Origin of the sequence: Lactiplantibacillus paraxiangfangensis, from assembly GCF_036246185.1 — a bacterium.
GTDB lineage: Bacteria > Bacillota > Bacilli > Lactobacillales > Lactobacillaceae > Lactiplantibacillus > Lactiplantibacillus paraxiangfangensis.
On the sequence record NZ_BTPW01000003.1, the window covers coordinates 43258 to 59354 of the forward strand.

The following is a 16097-nucleotide window of genomic DNA, read 5'->3' on the forward strand; positions in this document are numbered from 1 at the left end:
CGAAAGGACAGTTGAAACATGCCACTCGATCGTCAATCACCAGTTCCATTATACTTACAGTTATATCACCAATTACGTGATGATTATGACCCACAACAATCAGCCCATCAACGGCTGTGGTCAATTCGTAAGATGGCGCAAAACTTGGGCGTCTCTAAGACAACGGTCGAACAAGCTTATGAGCAGTTATTAGCTAAAGGTTACGTGTATACGGTTCCGGGAAGCGGCTATTTTTATAATGATATTCAGCATTGGCCTAGAACCGCGACAAAGGATACGCCACACCAGCAGACTACTCTTGTTAAGCCTTGTCAGTATGATTTTCGTTATGGTGTCAGCCAGTTGTTAAAGCCGAGCTGGAATGCTTGGAAAAAGGCTGTCAGGGAAGCCTTGCGTCAACTAGAACAGGGGCCGACCGCAGTGACCCCCGATGCACAGGGCTCGTTAGCGTTGCGTGAACACTTAGTGACTTACTTAAAAACCAGCCGGGGGGTCCACTGCACGGCTGATCAGATCGTGATTACGAATGGGTCCAAAGCTGGGCTCAGTTTATTACTTAGTGTGTTACCGCGCGGAACGGTCGGCATCGAAAACCCGGGCTACCGGGGACTTACGAGGTTAGCGGCTAGTTATGGGCACACCACAACGGCGCTACCCGTGACTGATCAGGGGATTGATTTGGATGCGGTTGCGCAAGTAGCGCCCGACGTCGTCTACACGACACCATCGCACCAGTTTCCGTTGGGGTATGTGTTACCAATTTCTAAGCGGTTAGCCTTGTTGAACTGGGCCGCGGATCACCAGCGGTTGATTATTGAAGATGATTACGATAGCGAATACCGGTATAACGCGCACCCGCTACCAGCGTTGCAATCGTTGGACACCGGCGACCGGGTGGCATACTTGGGAACCTTCTCACGTGGCATCGACCCGACACTGCGCATGGGGTACTTGGTCTTGCCCGAGCACTTGGTGCCTGCGTACCACCATTTATACCAATACCGTTCGGGGATGGTAGCCGGATTATTGCAACAGGCGATGGTGAACTACTTTGAAAACGGGGCGTATTATCGACACCTAAGTCGGAGCCGTGCGACTAACCGGCAAAAGTACCGGTTAGTTTGTGACCAATTGGCACGAACAACCAGCATTCAACCCATTGCAACGGGTGCGGGAATCCACATGGTCATTCGTATCCCCAAGGTTGACCAGACGTCTTTATTACAACAATTAGCCAAACGAGATGTTCTAATCTACCCTTTGGATTCGAATTGGGCGGGGATGCCTAGTCATGACTATTACTTGATTGGATTTGCCGGACTTGATTTGGCAACCCTTGAGGCCGGTCTCAAACAACTAGTTCAGGTTTGTGATATTAATCAATGACCCTATTTCTGATCTGATAGGAAAATTAATAAAAAAATCCTCCAAATGAAAAATTTCATTCGGAGGATTTTTTAAGTCAGCCTAATTGGTAATGGCTTAAGCATCTTTGTTATTTCGGTAACGTTAGGCTTTATAGACCCATTCGTGACCATCTTTTGCGAGTAATTCGTCAGATGCGGCTGGACCCATGGAACCAGGCCGGTAGTTAGGGAAGTCTGGGGTATGTTCATCCCAATACTTCTGAATAACGTCGACAAACTTCCAAGAATAGGCAACTTCTTTCCAATGAGTAAAGTTGGTTGCGTCACCATTCAAAGCATCGTGTAATAGGCGTTCGTAAGCTTCAGGACTATTAGCCGTTGCTGCAGAATCGTGTGCAAAATTCAACTTAACCGGGGTCGTTGCAAACCCTTGGCCAACGTTTTTAGCGTTCATTTGAAGTTCAACACCCTCAGTAGGTTCAACGTTAATCGTTAAAACGTTAGGGACCAAATGGGCGTCAGCATCGTCATTAGCACGGACGTCGTCATGATTGAAAATATTGACGATTGGACGTTTGAAGACCACGTCGATCCGGGTGAATTTATCAGCTAAACGTTTCCCGGTCCGAACGTAGAATGGGACACCTGACCAGCGGAAGTTGTCGATCATGATCTTCCCGGCGACAAAAGAATCCGTATTGGAATCTGGGTTAATTTTATCTTCATTCCGGTAAGCTTGAACGTCACCATCAGCACCGTATTGACCACGGACAAAGTTAGTGGCAACTTCTTCTGGTTTGAGTGGCCGCAAGCTCCGTAAAGCCTTGACCTTTTCCACGTCGATATCTTTTTCAGTAAATTCGACGGGTTGATCCATCGTTAAGAGACTCAAAATTTGTAAGATGTGGTTTTGAACCATGTCACGGAGAGCCCCACTGTTGTCGTAGTAAACGGCCCGTTCCTCAACACCCAACTTTTCACTTAAAGTGACCTGAATGTTAGAAATGTAACGGTTGTTCCATAACGATTCCCAAATATTATTGCCAAAACGAATGGCCGAAATATTTTGAATCATTTCCTTACCTAAGTAATGGTCGATCCGATAGATTTGGTCTTCGTTGAAAGTGGCTGTCAATTGATCATTCAATTCCTTGGCACTTTCAAAGTCGTGACCAAATGGTTTTTCGATGATGACCCGGTTAAAGCCGTTGGGGGTTAAGATATTTTCAGAACGTAAGTGTTGGGCAATGGTGCCAAAGAAGTTAGGTGCCATTGCCAAATAAAAGATCCGGTTTCCTTGGAGACCGTATTGCGCATCCAATTTTTCGGATAGCTTCTTTAAAGTGACGTAATGTTGAGCGTCGGTCACATCGTGTGACTGGTAATAAAAGTGGTCTGCAAACTTAGCAACCATTGCAGGATCTGCGTTGAGACTAGCCAAGGAATCGGTAATGACACCGTGATAGTGTTCATTAGTCCATGGTCGCCGAGCAGTACCAATTACGGCGAAGTGTTCCTGCAAATAGCCCTTCTGATAAAGTTTGAATAGGGAAGGATAAAGCTTCCGTTGGGCCAAGTCACCAGTACCACCAAAAATGGTGAATAAGGCAATTTTTTCTTTACTCATCAATGTACCTTCTTTACTAAAATATTATTTATAAAGTGACGCTTAGTTGAAGTTAAATGTAAAAGCTACCATTACTAATATTAAGCAATTAGCATCATCGGTCAATTATAAAGCATTATTAAGGTTAACCTTAGTTGACCTAGTGAGTGGTGTCATTCGGAAAAGCATGCCGGAGTTCTCGTTCGGTAGCAACGTTTTGAATGATTAATCCCAGACCTAAGGCAATTGCTTGTACATTAAAACTTTGTAACCACGCGATGTTCAGTAGTCCGCCCGCAACGGCGCCGACGAAAAGAATGGTGAAGATTTCAATGCCAAACATGGAATAAAATTGTTGAGCAAATCGCCAAGTTTCTTCGTTCTTGATGGCACGGCGGGACATGTATCCTGCTAGTGAACGCATCTTGGGCATGCGAATGCGTTGATAGATCCAGATGATTAAAATGACTAAAAAGCCAGCTGCTAAGCCAAAGCTATTTGTCGACATACTGTCACCTCGTTTTTTAAATTAACCAAGTACATAAACTTATTATAACAATCATCGGGGGCGCTAGTCGACATTCCGGTTTAAAAAACGAAGATTTAAAAATCATTTTTTTATTAATTAATAGGTAGCTAGTTTTAAAAAATTAAGGGTGTTATATTCAAGCAGAATGACCGGTCGTCAGGATAGGCGAAAGGGGTTCGTGAGCGTATACTGTAGGTTGACCGTGATAATTGAAACTGATTGTACATATTAGTTATTGGTAGCAAGCTATGACGGTGGACTTTGATCAGTGGGTCGATTTTTTAAAAAGGACTAATCTCGATTGGAAATCATAGAAAAAATTGGTGATATGAATGCAAAAAGAAGTACAGTTACGGTGGCTGTTTTTAGCTAACCTACTAAATAACGCGGGGGCCGCATTCATGTGGCCGTTAACAACGATTTACATGCATAATTATTTGAAGCAGAGCCTGACCTTTTCAGGGGTTGTCCTGTTTATCATGTCGATGGCGATGATTGGGGGAAATTACGTCGGGGGTCGGTTATTTGACCGCTGGCGGCCTTACTGGACAGCGATTTTAGGGGCGACGATTTCGACCTTGACCCTAGCAACCTTGATCTTTTGGCACAGCTTGTGGCCGTACGCTGCGGGGTTGATCATTGTTGGGTTCGGGGATGGCATCAGCATGACCGTCGTTAATTCTTACGCGGCGACCGTCACAACTAAGTCTAACCGTTACGTTTTCAACATGCTCTACATGGCCTTAAACGTAGGGGTCGTTATCGGGACGTTACTCGTTGGTTACTTACTGGATTTAGGCATCAGTGTCATTTTCACTGTGACAACCATTTGCTATTTAGGGTTGATCACGATTGTTTTAAGTACGTTCAACGTGGCGCCAGCGACAATGAGCCATGAGTCAAAGCAAACCGCACGGGGGCAAGATACGACACCAAAAAGTCACCGGCAATTGATTTGGCTGATTGCACTGATGATTTTTACGATTTATATGAGCTATGCCTTATGGGAAAGTCTCCTATCCGTGCACATGACGAACCTGGGAATTCCATTTAAAAATTACAGCGAAGTCTGGACCATCAATGGGTTGCTGATCATTGTTAGTCAGCCAATCGTTTCGTTATTTAACGAACACTTCAAAATTGGTACCCAAGTTGGGGTTGGGATTACGCTGTTTGCGCTCTCGTTTCTCGGGTTGGTTTTTGCCCGGCAATACATCGATTTCATTATTATTATGGTCGTTTTGACCATTGGGGAAGTCATCGGGTTGCCGATTGCGCCGGCCTGGGTTGATGATATGGCTGCCAACGACCAGCGTGGTAAGTATCAGGGTCGCTATAACATGGCGTTGTCACTAGGACGTGCGATTGGGCCGTTATTTGGTGGGATGATGGTGGCGCAGTTCAGTTATTCTGTCCTGTTCATGACGGTTACCGTCCTAATGCTTGGGACCTTGGCGTTAGTCTTACTGCGCGCAAAGCGGGAGAAACTGTTGAACGGTTAAAATAAAGCGTGGGTTAAGTGGCGAAAATTGGGCTTTCTCCACGTTTCGACTGTATAATTAAAGGTTGAAAAGTCTAAAATTGCTCTTAACACCATAACGATAGCGATGGTCATTCCTAAATTATCCGCTTCGGCGGACACAACTGATGTGCTATGGGGGACGGCCCCAGCCGAAGTGCGGTCTGCGACCTCGATTCAAAGCCGCCAGCCCACGTCTTTGAATCGCCCCGCAATGGTAGTCGACAAAAATCATCGGCTACCATTGCCGACACAGCACATCAATTCTGTCCGCCTTCGCTAAATTTAACTTTCAATCTTCAGTGTATAACTAAAAATACCACTCAGAAACAGGCAATATTTCTGAGTGGTATTTTTAATTGGATTTTATTTCGTGTAAGCAGTGAGCCGTTCCTTCATGACGTTGTAGATTCGTTCAGTATCAACGGAAGTTCCCCGTAATTCATAATCGGCAATGAAATCAGTATCTAATTGTTCCGCATAACGGCGGGCCGTTAAGCAATACTGATCGTTGAAGTTACGGTTGCCACTACCGACCACCCCTAAGCAGAAGTCAGGATTTTGATCGTAGTTCAGGTATTCGCCCAAAACGTTGGTCATTAATTCTTTGACCCCGTTATCGATACCGTTACCGCCATCTAAATAAGTTGGAACGAATGCGAAGTAGGGCTTGGTTTCAATTTCAAATTCTGATTGTTCACTGATTTCCTTGAGGGTGATTAAAGGATTACTTTCGTCAGCAGCGTGCTGAGTCTTGGCGTAATCTTGCATACCCGTTACGAACGAACGGGTGTTACCTTCAATTGAAATAAAAATAATGTTGATTGTTGATTCACTCACGGTCAGTTCCTCATTTCTGTTAAACATTTATCCTCAGTTTACGCTGTGGGTAGTTGATTTGCAAACAACTTCGATGATTAACTGTAAACGCTTCTAACAATTGATGCTGTCGATTGAAGGCTTCATCTTTCTGACAATCAAAAAGGCGACTGAGATGGTTATCTCAAACGCCTAAAAGATTACTGTTTATCTTGATGAGATTCATCGTCAGAACTTGCCGCAACGGTTGGTTGCTTTTCACTGACTTCGAACCAATTGATGTAGGCATTTTCAAAGTCCAATGCCTTAAAGTTAAAGTCACCGATTTGAATGGTATCGCCAGCTTGAATTTTAGGGAAGTTATCCAAAATATAACCAGTTAAGGTCACCACGTCGGAGTCCTCAAATTCTTGTAAGTCAGTTTTGAAGTACCGTTCAAAATCGTAAATGGTCATCTTACCACTGATTCGGTAAGTCCCATTGGCTTGCTTATCAATGTATTCATTCGAAACGTTGTCGATTTCATCGTTGACCGTTCCGAATAATTCTTCATAGATATCTTTATCAGTAACGATCCCACTAGTCCCACCGTATTCATCAACAACGACGACGATTGGCGTCTGTTTGTCGATCATCTTTTGTAAGATGGCTTGGATGGGCGTCGTTTCAGGAATCGTAATGATGTTACGTAAAACCTTATTGACCCGAATATCGTCATCAACTTCGCCTTGACGAATCAAGTCATAGTTATAAACGTAACCTAAAATCTTATCTTTATCATTATTGGCGACAACGGGAAGTCGGCTGAAACGCTTTTGTAAGTAAACTCGAATTGCCTGTTTAACCGTGTCATTGATATCAATCACAACCAATTGTGTCCGGTCAATCATAATATCCTTAGCAATCTTGTCGTTAAATTCAAACGCCCGTTCCATATAAAGGTAATCGTCACGTTCCAATTCACCGCCAGAAACGGCATTCCGGGAGAGGTTGAGAATTTCAGCCTGTGAGTAGACATCGTTGTCTTCGTTAGCAACCGGAATCCCCAACATTTTAACAACACCGGAGGAGGAGACGTTTAATAACCAGACGAATGGGTAAAAGATAACGTGGAACCACCGCAATGGGGTGGTGATGACAGCCATAACTTTTAGTGGCATATCAATCGCAATATTTTTCGGTACGATTTCCGTTAACACCACTTCTAAGTAAGTTAGGATGAAAACCCCAAGGATAATACTAATTGCCCGTAAAACGGAAGTGGCGATTGAAAGGTTGAAGAGGGCGAGCAGCTGCAGGACAAAGTGTTCCGTAGTTTGCTCACCAATCCACCCTAAGATGATCCCAGCTAAGGAAACCCCAACTTGGGTCGTTGACAGGTATTCATTTAAGTTGTGGACCATGTGGAGGGAGGTTGCAATCCGCTTAGAAGGTTTATCGCGCTTCTTTTGTTCTTCTTCTAAGGCACTAGGGCGCGTCTGAACTAGCGCAAATTCACAGGCCACAAAGAAGGCGGCAACACAAAATGTGATGACAATAATGACTAAATTAGAAATTATCTGGCCATTGTCCATTGAGTCCAAAGAAACATTCCTCATTTCATTTATATAGTTACTCTAAGTATAACGCGAAGTAGCTAATATTATAAGGATAGTTGAGATATTTTGCAATCGATGAAAGATGTTTAACGTTTACCGTTAATGGTGCTAAACTAAGAGTATACCAAGTAAAGGGAGATCTTTTGTGATGCCAGTAGAAACGAAAACTAAGATTCATGAGGATTCGAAGAAATTGGTTTATCAAGATAGTGATGTCAAAAAAGCGATGGATTTAATTCGTGACCATGGTTACGTGACCCGTGCTGACTTTAACCAAATGGATGATGAAGACTGGGCAGAAGGTTTCAATAAGAAGGTTTCTGACGCCTTTTTAAAGGTTGATGGCGAAGACCCATACATCTACTTTGAACAATTTGATTTTAAGGGCGGCGATATTGATTCAATCATCTTTGATATGGATCAAGTTGGAACGCGTGACCATGCCTTACAATTACTTGCAGGAGCCATTCATCAGACGGCTTACTAAATTATTGATACGGAGGGGTTAACATGCGCCAATACGATCTTGAACGTCAGATCCGTGATTTGTTACCAGTGAAAATTTTAAAACGAGCTCACGATGAGGTTGAAAACGCCTTGAATGCTCGGTTGGTGATGCGGACGGACGTTGTGGCCCACGATGATGATTATACCGTTACGGCTGAATTACCCGGTTTTGATAAGGATGCCATTACGGTGAAATACCACGATAACGTGTTAACCATTAGCGCAAACCAGTCGCACGAAGACGCGGCCCGTAACGACGATGAACGCATTGTTCACCGTGAACGGACAGCGACTACGTTGACACGACAATTCCGTATTCAAGGTATTATTAAGGACCAGATTCAAGCCCATTATCAAGACGGTTTATTGACCGTGACCTTACCTAAAAAGGTCAGTGATGATGCCGGGCGAATTGAAATCCAGTAACCCCTAGTTGAAAATAACAGTCAAAAAACAGTCATCAGTATTTTTGATGGCTGTTTTTTAGTCGCATTTTATTGATATTGCTTGTGTTAGTCTTTTGCAGTGGTGTCGCTGTCGTCAGTTGCTTTGTCAGCTTCCTTGTTGGCATCCGAGATGCTCATTTGAATGGTCCGGGGACGGTCTTTAAAGATAATGATCGTGCCCTTACCAAGGAAGTTTTTGGGGCCGTCATAGGCCATTTCATATTCGTTGGCAAATGAACCAGCCTTTTGTAGGGTCATGAAAAAGATCTTATCATCTTCATAGTCATCACTAAACATAACGGCCATCGTCGAATCAATCAATAACTTTTCTGAGCGCATGGCTTTTAGTCGGTCCCATAAACCGGCAATTACAGCTTGAGGAATTCGTTCCTTAACGTCGTCACCAACGCGGAGTTTCTTTGTCATTTCGTACATATTAAATCGGACCTACTTTTCTAATTATTTGTTGCAACCCATAAATAATACCATATTCTTAGTAAGAACTGGTTTTGAAGCTCACCTAGTTTACAAGACTAGATAATCTGTATATAATAATACTAATATGTTAGGAGGGGTTCGGATGGCAAATGAACGGACTTACGCGGATTGGCAAGCACGCATGCAAAAGGTGATTTTACCTAAATGGACGGAGTTACCTAATTTTGATTTGTATATGGACCAAGTATTATTATTGATCAATGAAACGTTACAACCATTAGGTGTTGATCCGGTGACTGCGGCGATGATCAATAATTACGTGAAACACAAAGTCATCTTGTCACCGATCAAGAAAAAATACCAGATTATGCAGCTAGCAGACATTATCGTGATTAGTCTGTTGAAGCCAAGTTATCCGCTAGATAAGATTCGTCAGGGAATCGATCAAGTGACGGCTACCGGCTATCCTAAACGGGCGTATGATAGCTTTATCACGGCTTTAACGGCCCAGCTGCACCATCTAGATGCACCGGTATCAATTTCTGATCAGGATCCTAGCGGGGGATTAACCGTTGCTGCGGCCCAGTTAATTGTCAACAAATTGCGAACTGACGAACTATTACGGATCAATCAAGCTCAAGTTCGACCACAACAAATTGAAAAATAGTTTTTTGCAGCGGAACGGGGCGACTGATGAAGCAATAATTCAGTCGACGTTCCGTTTTCAGTTGCCGTCAGCAGACTGCTTTAGTATGATTAAAGAGTAAAAAAGACAATTGCAAACAATCTAAAAGATTATTTAATTAAGCATATTAGGCACCTAATATGTTCGGAAAATAATCTAACGATGAGAAAGAGTGATATTAATGAAGGTGTTTATCAGCGACGATCAGGAACCGCAGCGTCTCTGGTTAAACGACATCATCGCAGCGCAGTTAGATGACTTACATTTTAACTACGAGATAGCGTCTGCTTGGCAGCCGGCCGATGTGCTGGCAACCGTTAAAGCGAGTACTGGTCCAAACATTTACTTTTTAGATATCGTGCTTCAGCGTGAAATTAATGGGATTCAGTTAGCCTCTAAAATCCGTGACTACGATCCGGATGGGTTCATTGTTTACGTCACGATTCGTGATGACATGATGCCAGAGACGTTGAGTGCGATGACGACGCCCACGGGTTTTATTTCTAAAGCAAACATGTTTGACCGTGACCAGTTCATTCCACAAGTCCGCCAAGTGTTACAGGTCATCAAAAAACGGCTGGTAAAGCTACAGGCCATCCCAGAACCGACGTTGACGATTCACAGTGGCGCGTTATTATTAACGATAAAGCTTGCGGATATTCTCTATTGTGAGAAAATCCACGGTCTCCGGACGACGCGCATTGTGACTGATAGTCAGGCCTACGTCGTGCATAAGAATTTAAATACGATTAAGGCCCAGTTGACCACCGCACGATTTTTTAATGACTTCCAAAGTTACGCGTTAAACTTGGAAAAAGTGGTGACCGTTGACTTTAATAAGGGGCATATCAGTATGCTCAATGGGGATTGTTTGTCATTTAGCCGTGGCACAATCAAGAAGTTACGGGCTTATTATCAAACTCAAGAATAGGATGATAAAATGATTTCGGATACACAGTTAACAGCAATCAAAGCATACGCGTTAGAGCGGTTAGCGCAAGACCACAGTGGCCACGGAACTGATCACCTGCAACGGGTCAATCAGCTTGCACGCCGGTTAGCAGTTGCAGAAGGGGCGGACTTAAATCTTACCCTAGCAGCGGCTTGGGTGCACGATGTGATCGACGATAAGTTAATGGCTGATCCTAAAAAGGCTCACGCGGCGCTTGCAGAAGAGTTAGCGACGTTGGCGGTATCCGATGAGGCTCAAACGGCGATTTTTGAGATTATTGACCACATGTCCTTTAGTAAATCGTTTGGCGGTCTTCAAAAACTGAGCTTGGAAGGTCAAATCGTGCAAGACGCGGACCGTTTAGATGCGATTGGGGCCATCGGGATTGCCCGAGCACTCTACTATTCCGGCCACGTTGGTGAAGAGATTTATGATCCAGAGGTGGCACCACGCCTGCACATGACTAAAGAACAATATCGCAACCAACCAGGAACAGCCATCAACCATTTTTATGAAAAACTGTTCAAACTGGCGGATTTGATGAATACCCCGGCAGCCCAAGCGTTGGCACAACGACGAACGGCCGTAATGCACGCGTTTGTGGATCAATTTAAAGCTGAATGGACGGCGGATGACGAGTAAATCATAAAGAGAGTGGGACAAAAGACGGTTTGCTACCGAGCATAGCCTAGGAATACGAATGATTGTGCATTTTCAATCGTTCGTATTTCGTAGCTAAGCGGAGGGAGCAGTCTTTTATCGCACGTTTCGACTATAAACATTCGGAGATGCAAAAAGAGTTTGGGTTGTCCCAAACTCTTTTTTTAGTTACGCCCGGTTAGTCAAAATCTGAGTAATCAACATGACGAACAGTGACACGATTAAGGAGTAACACAAGATAATTGCGAGGGTGAACCCCCAAGAAACGAGGACTTGAATCCAGCTAGTAATGCCAAGTAACGTCAAAATGGTCGTCACCACGACGATGACCCCAAACGTACTGTATAAGCCAACGGCACTGTTTTCATAGTCAGCCGGGCTAAGGTCGAACCCACCTAACACGATCGTGACGGTTAAGAAGAGTAGGAGTAACGCTTGCCACCAACCAACCGGTGTCGAAACTAAGGCTTGCCAGCTGCCAGACCAATCTGGTCGTGACGGGGTCTCTGCCAGCTTCAAGATGGCTTGAGCAAGTCCCGGTGCTAACCAGAGGTCAAGGCCGAGCAAAGCTGCGGTACAGCCAAAAATCGGCGCAATTCCAATAAACAGGTTACCAATGACCTGATAAGGGTCGTGACGGTTCCAAGTATGGTTGACGTAGCCAAGTGCGAGATCGTCATCATCATCGGTATTCGGGTGGAGGTGTGGTCGTTTGAGCAACTGCACCGACTGAATGCCGTGCCTGAAAATAATGGCCAAAATGAGGTGGCTGATTTCATGAAGCATGATTCCTAAAAAGCCACAGTAAACTTGACTATTAATTCCAAAATGGTTGACGAGATTCGCCTTGCTACGGCGATTAATGAATGTTAGCAGTCCGGCGAAACCACCGGGAATGCCAAGGGTAATTAGGAGGACCAATAAGTTGTTTTCAACAAGTTCTTTCACATGATCACTCCGTTATTTCACCAAAGGTGCCATGAACGAGTTTGCGTAAATCGTTGGCATCAATTTCAATTGAACGACCAATTTTGCCAGAAGAGACCAAAATGTGGCCCTGCTGTTTAGCACTTTCATTAAGAAAAATCGGGAATTTTTTAGTTTCCCAAATACCAACGGGTGTATTGGCGCCGTGTTGGTAGCCAGTTGTGCGTTCAAGGTCTTTTAAAGGAATCATGCCCACTTTTTTATTCCCGGAGAGTTTTGCTAATTTTTTGTAGCTCAGGTGTTCATCTATGGGAAGTACGCCAACAAGGGGCCCTGTTTTATTGCCAATCAGCGCCAGTGTTTTGTAAATGTGATGTTCATCGACACCGAGGTGGTCAACTTGTAATTGTTCAACATCGCCCTCAGTTTCGGTTGGAAATTCGTATTGCTGGTAACTAATATTAGCTTTGTCGAGAATTTTCTCGACGAGTGTCTTACCTAATTGATCTTTTTTCTTACTTTTTTTTGACATATCTATCCCTCTTAATTATAAAATGCGACCCAATTTTAAAAATGGACCGGTGCAGTTTACCCAAAGCCCTAAAACTCTGCTATACTGAAGGCAATGAATTTACGATAAGGGGGGATTATGATGGCAGATTTAGTCTACCAACAAGTTATCACCGACCTCAATAAACGCATTATGGCCAACGAATTTAGCGATAAAAAGTTACCAGATGAACGGAGTCTTAGTGAGCAATATCAGGTTAGCCGAAGTTCCATCAAACGTGCTCTAAACGTGCTGGCGAACCAAGGCCTGATCTTCAAAAAACGTGGATCGGGAACGTTCATTAATCCATTATATCTTAAAAATCAATCTTCATTTAAGTATGAAGGCACAAATTTAGGAATTACGGATAGTTTGAATACGGAAGGGGCTAAGCCTAGTATTCAATTATTAGACTTTCAAGTCATTCCTGCAAGTCCAGAGTTGCAACAAGACTTGTTTTTAGCGCCAGACGAGTTTGTGTATGAAATTAAACGATTACGGTTACTTGATGACCAGGCGTTCATGATCGAAACGGGCTACATTCCCATCAAGCTAGTTCCAGAATTGAATCGGCAAGTTGTCAGTGGTTCAATTTTCAACTATGTCCAAAAGACCTTGCACTCGGCCGTAACGAAATCGTTTCTGTCGATAGCTGCGGACAGTTCAAATGCGGAAGATCAGCAGTTATTGAATTTGCAGTCAGTTGAACCCGTTGGGGTGATGAGTGGGATCTTTTTCTTAGATGACGGGACACCGTTTGAAGTCTCGAATATGCGGTTGCACTACCGTTATATGAAGTATACGACCTTTGTCTCAACGAATGGGTAAGGTCAACGACGGTTAAATCGCAATTAAACTAAATTTTCAAAAAATCATTATACGTTAAAACGGGTCACCACCAAGGGGCGGGCTCGTTTTTTTTAGCTGAATTTTAAAATTGGACCGTCCCAATTAACAAAAAGGTTGATTTTTTAAAATAAGTTGGTAGAATAGAACCTGTAAACGATAACAGTTACTCATGGAAATCGATCAAATCGCAAATTAAGGAGTGTTTTGAAATGGCAACAGATTACTCATCACCAGCATATTTGCAAGAAGTAGACAAGTACTGGCGGGCAGCAAACTACCTCTCAGTTGGTCAACTTTACCTAAAAAATAATCCACTATTACAACAGCCTTTAAAGGCAAGTGACGTTAAGGTCCATCCAATTGGCCATTGGGGCACAATTGCGGGTCAAAACTTTATTTACGCCCATTTAAACCGGGTTATCAATAAGTACAACTTAAAAATGTTCTACGTCGAAGGTCCCGGTCATGGTGGCCAAGTCATGGTCTCAAACTCATACTTGGACGGTACTTATACCGACATCTACCCTGAAATGACGCAAGACCTTGAAGGGATGCAAAAACTCTTCAAACAATTCTCATTCCCAGGTGGGGTTGCTTCACATGCCGCACCCGAAACGCCAGGTTCAATCCACGAAGGTGGCGAACTTGGTTACTCAATTTCACACGGTACTGGTGCGATCTTAGATAACCCAGATGAAATTGCCGCCGTCGTTGTTGGTGATGGGGAATCCGAAACTGGGCCATTAGCAACCTCATGGCAATCAACGAAGTTCATCAATCCAATCAACGATGGGGCCGTCTTACCAATCTTGAACTTAAATGGGTTTAAGATTTCTAACCCAACCATCTTTGGCCGGACTTCTGACGCCAAGATCAAGCAATACTTCGAAAGCATGAACTGGGAACCAATCTTTGTTGAAGGTGACGATCCTGAAAAGGTTCACCCAGTATTAGCTAAAGCAATGGATGAAGCGATTGAAAAGATCAAAGCAATTCAAAAGAACGCACGTGAAAACAATGACCCAACCTTACCAATGTGGCCAATGATCGTCTTCCGCGCACCTAAGGGTTGGACTGGTCCTAAATCATGGGATGGCGAAAAGATCGAAGGCTCATTCCGTGCGCATCAGATTCCAATTCCTGTCGATCAAAACGACATGGAACACGCTGACGCCTTAGTTGACTGGTTGAAGTCTTACAAGCCAGAAGAATTATTTAACGAAGATGGGACTTTAAAGGATGATATCAAAGCCATCATCCCACAAGGTCAAAGTCGAATGGCTGCTAACCCAATCACTAATGGTGGGGTTGACCCTAAGGCCTTGAACTTACCAGACTTCCGCGATTACGCTGTCGATACGACTAAGCGCGGCGCAAACGTTAAACAAGATATGATCGTATGGTCAGACTATTTACGTGACGTCATCAAGAAGAACCCAGATAACTTCCGGTTATTCGGACCTGATGAAACGATGTCTAACCGGTTATATGGGATTTTTGAAGCAACTAACCGTCAATGGTTGGAAGACATTCACCCAGACAGTGACCAATACGAAGCACCAGCAGGCCGGATTTTGGATGCCCAATTGTCCGAACATCAAGCTGAAGGTTGGTTAGAAGGTTACGTCTTAACTGGTCGGCACGGTTTGTTTGCAAGTTACGAAGCGTTCTTACGGGTCGTGGATTCAATGTTGACTCAACACTTCAAGTGGTTGCGGAAGGCCAATGAACTTGACTGGCGTAAAAAGTACCCGTCACTCAACATCATTGCGGCTTCAACCGTATTCCAGCAAGACCATAACGGTTACACCCACCAAGATCCAGGTGCCTTGACCCATTTGGCTGAAAAGAAACCGGAATACATCCGCGAATACTTGCCAGCCGATGCTAACAGTTTGTTAGCCGTTGGGGACGTTGTCTTACGTAGCCAAGAAAAGATTAACTACGTTGTAACGTCCAAGCATCCTCGTCAGCAATGGTTTAGTATTGATGAAGCTAAGCAGTTGGTTGACAATGGCTTAGGTATCATCGACTGGGCAAGTACTGACCAAGGTAGTGAACCAGACATCGTCTTTGCGGCGGCTGGTACGGAACCAACGTTGGAAACTTTGGCTGCGATTCAGTTATTGCATGACAACTTCCCAGATATGAAGATTCGGTTTATCAACGTTATCGATATCTTAAAGTTACGTAGTCCTAAGAAGGATCCTCGTGGGTTATCTGATGAAGAATTTGACCATTACTTTACTAAGAACAAGCCGGTTGTCTTTGCATTCCACGGCTATGAAGACTTAGTACGGGATATCTTCTTCGATCGTCATAACCATAATTTATACGTTCATGGTTACCGTGAAAACGGGGACATCACAACGCCATTTGACGTGCGTGTGATGAACCAGATGGACCGCTTTGACATTGCGAAGTCAGCAATTGCCGTTCAACCAGAAATGGTCGACAAGGGCGCTTCCTTTGTACAAGACATGGACAACATGTTAGCAAAACACAATGCTTACATTCGTGATGCCGGGACTGATTTGCCAGAAGTTAACGATTGGCAATGGCACGGCTTGAAATAAGCAGTTACTTTAATTAAGTCATTATAAAACAGGCGCTTTAACGGAATTGAGTTCCGTTAAAGCGCCTGT

Annotated in this window: 16 protein-coding genes; 9 read left to right on the forward strand and 7 right to left on the reverse strand. The window is 43.9% G+C overall.

Going from position 1 to position 16097, the window contains the following annotated elements:
- Nucleotides 1-18 precede the first annotated feature (18 nt).
- A complete protein-coding gene (pdxR, locus tag AAA939_RS02075; protein WP_338230433.1) occupies nucleotides 19-1386 on the forward strand; it encodes a MocR-like pyridoxine biosynthesis transcription factor PdxR in 1368 nt (455 codons plus the stop codon).
- Between the two features lie 123 nt (nucleotides 1387-1509).
- Here the strand turns inward: pdxR and zwf are convergent, their stop codons facing one another.
- Together zwf and AAA939_RS02085 are read right to left on the reverse strand one after the other, a co-directional pair.
- Complete coding sequence (gene zwf, locus AAA939_RS02080; RefSeq protein WP_338209786.1) at nucleotides 1510-2994, reverse strand: glucose-6-phosphate dehydrogenase; 1485 nt, start codon at nucleotides 2992-2994, stop codon at nucleotides 1510-1512.
- A gap of 139 nt (nucleotides 2995-3133) precedes the next feature.
- Entirely contained in the window at nucleotides 3134-3481 is a 348-nt protein-coding gene (locus AAA939_RS02085) for an SdpI family protein (RefSeq protein WP_338209788.1), read from the reverse strand.
- A 353-nt stretch (nucleotides 3482-3834) separates the two neighbouring features.
- Here AAA939_RS02085 and AAA939_RS02090 point away from each other — a divergent pair, with 353 nt between their 5' ends.
- Nucleotides 3835-5004 (forward strand): MDR family MFS transporter, encoded by a 1170-nt coding sequence (locus AAA939_RS02090; protein WP_338209789.1) that lies wholly within the window; start codon nucleotides 3835-3837, stop codon nucleotides 5002-5004.
- A gap of 383 nt (nucleotides 5005-5387) precedes the next feature.
- On the opposite strand, the gene nrdI is transcribed toward AAA939_RS02090, so the two are convergent.
- Together nrdI and AAA939_RS02100 are read right to left on the reverse strand one after the other, a co-directional pair.
- Nucleotides 5388-5861 carry a class Ib ribonucleoside-diphosphate reductase assembly flavoprotein NrdI gene (gene nrdI / locus AAA939_RS02095; RefSeq protein ID WP_338209791.1) on the reverse strand — a complete coding sequence of 158 codons (474 nt, stop codon included), beginning with the start codon at nucleotides 5859-5861 and terminating at the stop codon, nucleotides 5388-5390.
- Nucleotides 5862-6040: 179 nt separating this feature from the next.
- Nucleotides 6041-7414: a hemolysin family protein gene (locus AAA939_RS02100; RefSeq protein WP_338209793.1), complete on the reverse strand. Its 1374-nt coding sequence runs from the start codon at nucleotides 7412-7414 to the stop codon at nucleotides 6041-6043.
- Nucleotides 7415-7583: 169 nt separating this feature from the next.
- Between AAA939_RS02100 and AAA939_RS02105 the strand changes: the two genes are divergently transcribed.
- Together AAA939_RS02105 and AAA939_RS02110 are read left to right on the forward strand one after the other, a co-directional pair.
- Complete coding sequence (locus AAA939_RS02105) at nucleotides 7584-7925, forward strand: hypothetical protein (protein WP_338209795.1); 342 nt, start codon at nucleotides 7584-7586, stop codon at nucleotides 7923-7925.
- Between the two features lie 23 nt (nucleotides 7926-7948).
- The gene (locus AAA939_RS02110; protein ID WP_338209797.1) at nucleotides 7949-8371 is read left to right on the forward strand and encodes an Hsp20/alpha crystallin family protein; all 423 of its coding nucleotides are present in this window, start codon (nucleotides 7949-7951) and stop codon (nucleotides 8369-8371) included.
- A gap of 86 nt (nucleotides 8372-8457) precedes the next feature.
- On the opposite strand, the gene AAA939_RS02115 is transcribed toward AAA939_RS02110, so the two are convergent.
- The gene (locus AAA939_RS02115; protein ID WP_338209799.1) at nucleotides 8458-8826 is read right to left on the reverse strand and encodes a hypothetical protein; all 369 of its coding nucleotides are present in this window, start codon (nucleotides 8824-8826) and stop codon (nucleotides 8458-8460) included.
- A gap of 145 nt (nucleotides 8827-8971) precedes the next feature.
- Here AAA939_RS02115 and AAA939_RS02120 point away from each other — a divergent pair, with 145 nt between their 5' ends.
- The 3 genes from AAA939_RS02120 (at nucleotide 8972) to AAA939_RS02130 (ending at nucleotide 11108) form a co-directional block, all read left to right on the forward strand.
- Nucleotides 8972-9496: a DUF1836 domain-containing protein gene (locus AAA939_RS02120; protein ID WP_338209800.1), complete on the forward strand. Its 525-nt coding sequence runs from the start codon at nucleotides 8972-8974 to the stop codon at nucleotides 9494-9496.
- Nucleotides 9497-9695: 199 nt separating this feature from the next.
- Nucleotides 9696-10445: a LytR/AlgR family response regulator transcription factor gene (locus tag AAA939_RS02125; protein WP_338209802.1), complete on the forward strand. Its 750-nt coding sequence runs from the start codon at nucleotides 9696-9698 to the stop codon at nucleotides 10443-10445.
- A gap of 9 nt (nucleotides 10446-10454) precedes the next feature.
- Entirely contained in the window at nucleotides 10455-11108 is a 654-nt protein-coding gene (locus tag AAA939_RS02130) for an HD domain-containing protein (protein WP_338209804.1), read from the forward strand.
- A gap of 186 nt (nucleotides 11109-11294) precedes the next feature.
- On the opposite strand, the gene AAA939_RS02135 is transcribed toward AAA939_RS02130, so the two are convergent.
- Nucleotides 11295-12074, reverse strand: a complete 780-nt coding sequence (locus tag AAA939_RS02135; RefSeq protein ID WP_338209806.1) for a hypothetical protein — start codon at nucleotides 12072-12074, stop codon at nucleotides 11295-11297.
- 4 nt (nucleotides 12075-12078) lie between these two features.
- A complete protein-coding gene (gene ybaK / locus AAA939_RS02140; RefSeq protein ID WP_338209808.1) occupies nucleotides 12079-12585 on the reverse strand; it encodes a Cys-tRNA(Pro) deacylase in 507 nt (168 codons plus the stop codon).
- 120 nt (nucleotides 12586-12705) lie between these two features.
- Between ybaK and AAA939_RS02145 the strand changes: the two genes are divergently transcribed.
- Both AAA939_RS02145 and AAA939_RS02150 read left to right on the forward strand, forming a co-directional pair.
- Complete coding sequence (locus AAA939_RS02145) at nucleotides 12706-13431, forward strand: GntR family transcriptional regulator (RefSeq protein ID WP_338209873.1); 726 nt, start codon at nucleotides 12706-12708, stop codon at nucleotides 13429-13431.
- Between the two features lie 230 nt (nucleotides 13432-13661).
- The gene (locus AAA939_RS02150; RefSeq protein ID WP_338209810.1) at nucleotides 13662-16028 is read left to right on the forward strand and encodes a phosphoketolase family protein; all 2367 of its coding nucleotides are present in this window, start codon (nucleotides 13662-13664) and stop codon (nucleotides 16026-16028) included.
- Nucleotides 16029-16097 lie beyond the last annotated feature (69 nt).

Coding starts and splice junctions, on each gene's coding strand:
- pdxR (WP_338230433.1), top strand. CDS start 19: ATGCCACTCGATCGTCAATCACCAGTTCCATTATACTTACAGTTATAT.
- zwf (WP_338209786.1), bottom strand. CDS start 2,994: ATGAGTAAAGAAAAAATTGCCTTATTCACCATTTTTGGTGGTACTGGT.
- AAA939_RS02085 (WP_338209788.1), bottom strand. CDS start 3,481: ATGTCGACAAATAGCTTTGGCTTAGCAGCTGGCTTTTTAGTCATTTTA.
- AAA939_RS02090 (WP_338209789.1), top strand. CDS start 3,835: ATGCAAAAAGAAGTACAGTTACGGTGGCTGTTTTTAGCTAACCTACTA.
- AAA939_RS02100 (WP_338209793.1), bottom strand. CDS start 7,414: ATGGACAATGGCCAGATAATTTCTAATTTAGTCATTATTGTCATCACA.
- AAA939_RS02110 (WP_338209797.1), top strand. CDS start 7,949: ATGCGCCAATACGATCTTGAACGTCAGATCCGTGATTTGTTACCAGTG.
- AAA939_RS02115 (WP_338209799.1), bottom strand. CDS start 8,826: ATGTACGAAATGACAAAGAAACTCCGCGTTGGTGACGACGTTAAGGAA.
- AAA939_RS02120 (WP_338209800.1), top strand. CDS start 8,972: ATGGCAAATGAACGGACTTACGCGGATTGGCAAGCACGCATGCAAAAG.
- AAA939_RS02125 (WP_338209802.1), top strand. CDS start 9,696: ATGAAGGTGTTTATCAGCGACGATCAGGAACCGCAGCGTCTCTGGTTA.
- AAA939_RS02130 (WP_338209804.1), top strand. CDS start 10,455: ATGATTTCGGATACACAGTTAACAGCAATCAAAGCATACGCGTTAGAG.
- ybaK (WP_338209808.1), bottom strand. CDS start 12,585: ATGTCAAAAAAAAGTAAGAAAAAAGATCAATTAGGTAAGACACTCGTC.
- AAA939_RS02145 (WP_338209873.1), top strand. CDS start 12,706: ATGGCAGATTTAGTCTACCAACAAGTTATCACCGACCTCAATAAACGC.
- AAA939_RS02150 (WP_338209810.1), top strand. CDS start 13,662: ATGGCAACAGATTACTCATCACCAGCATATTTGCAAGAAGTAGACAAG.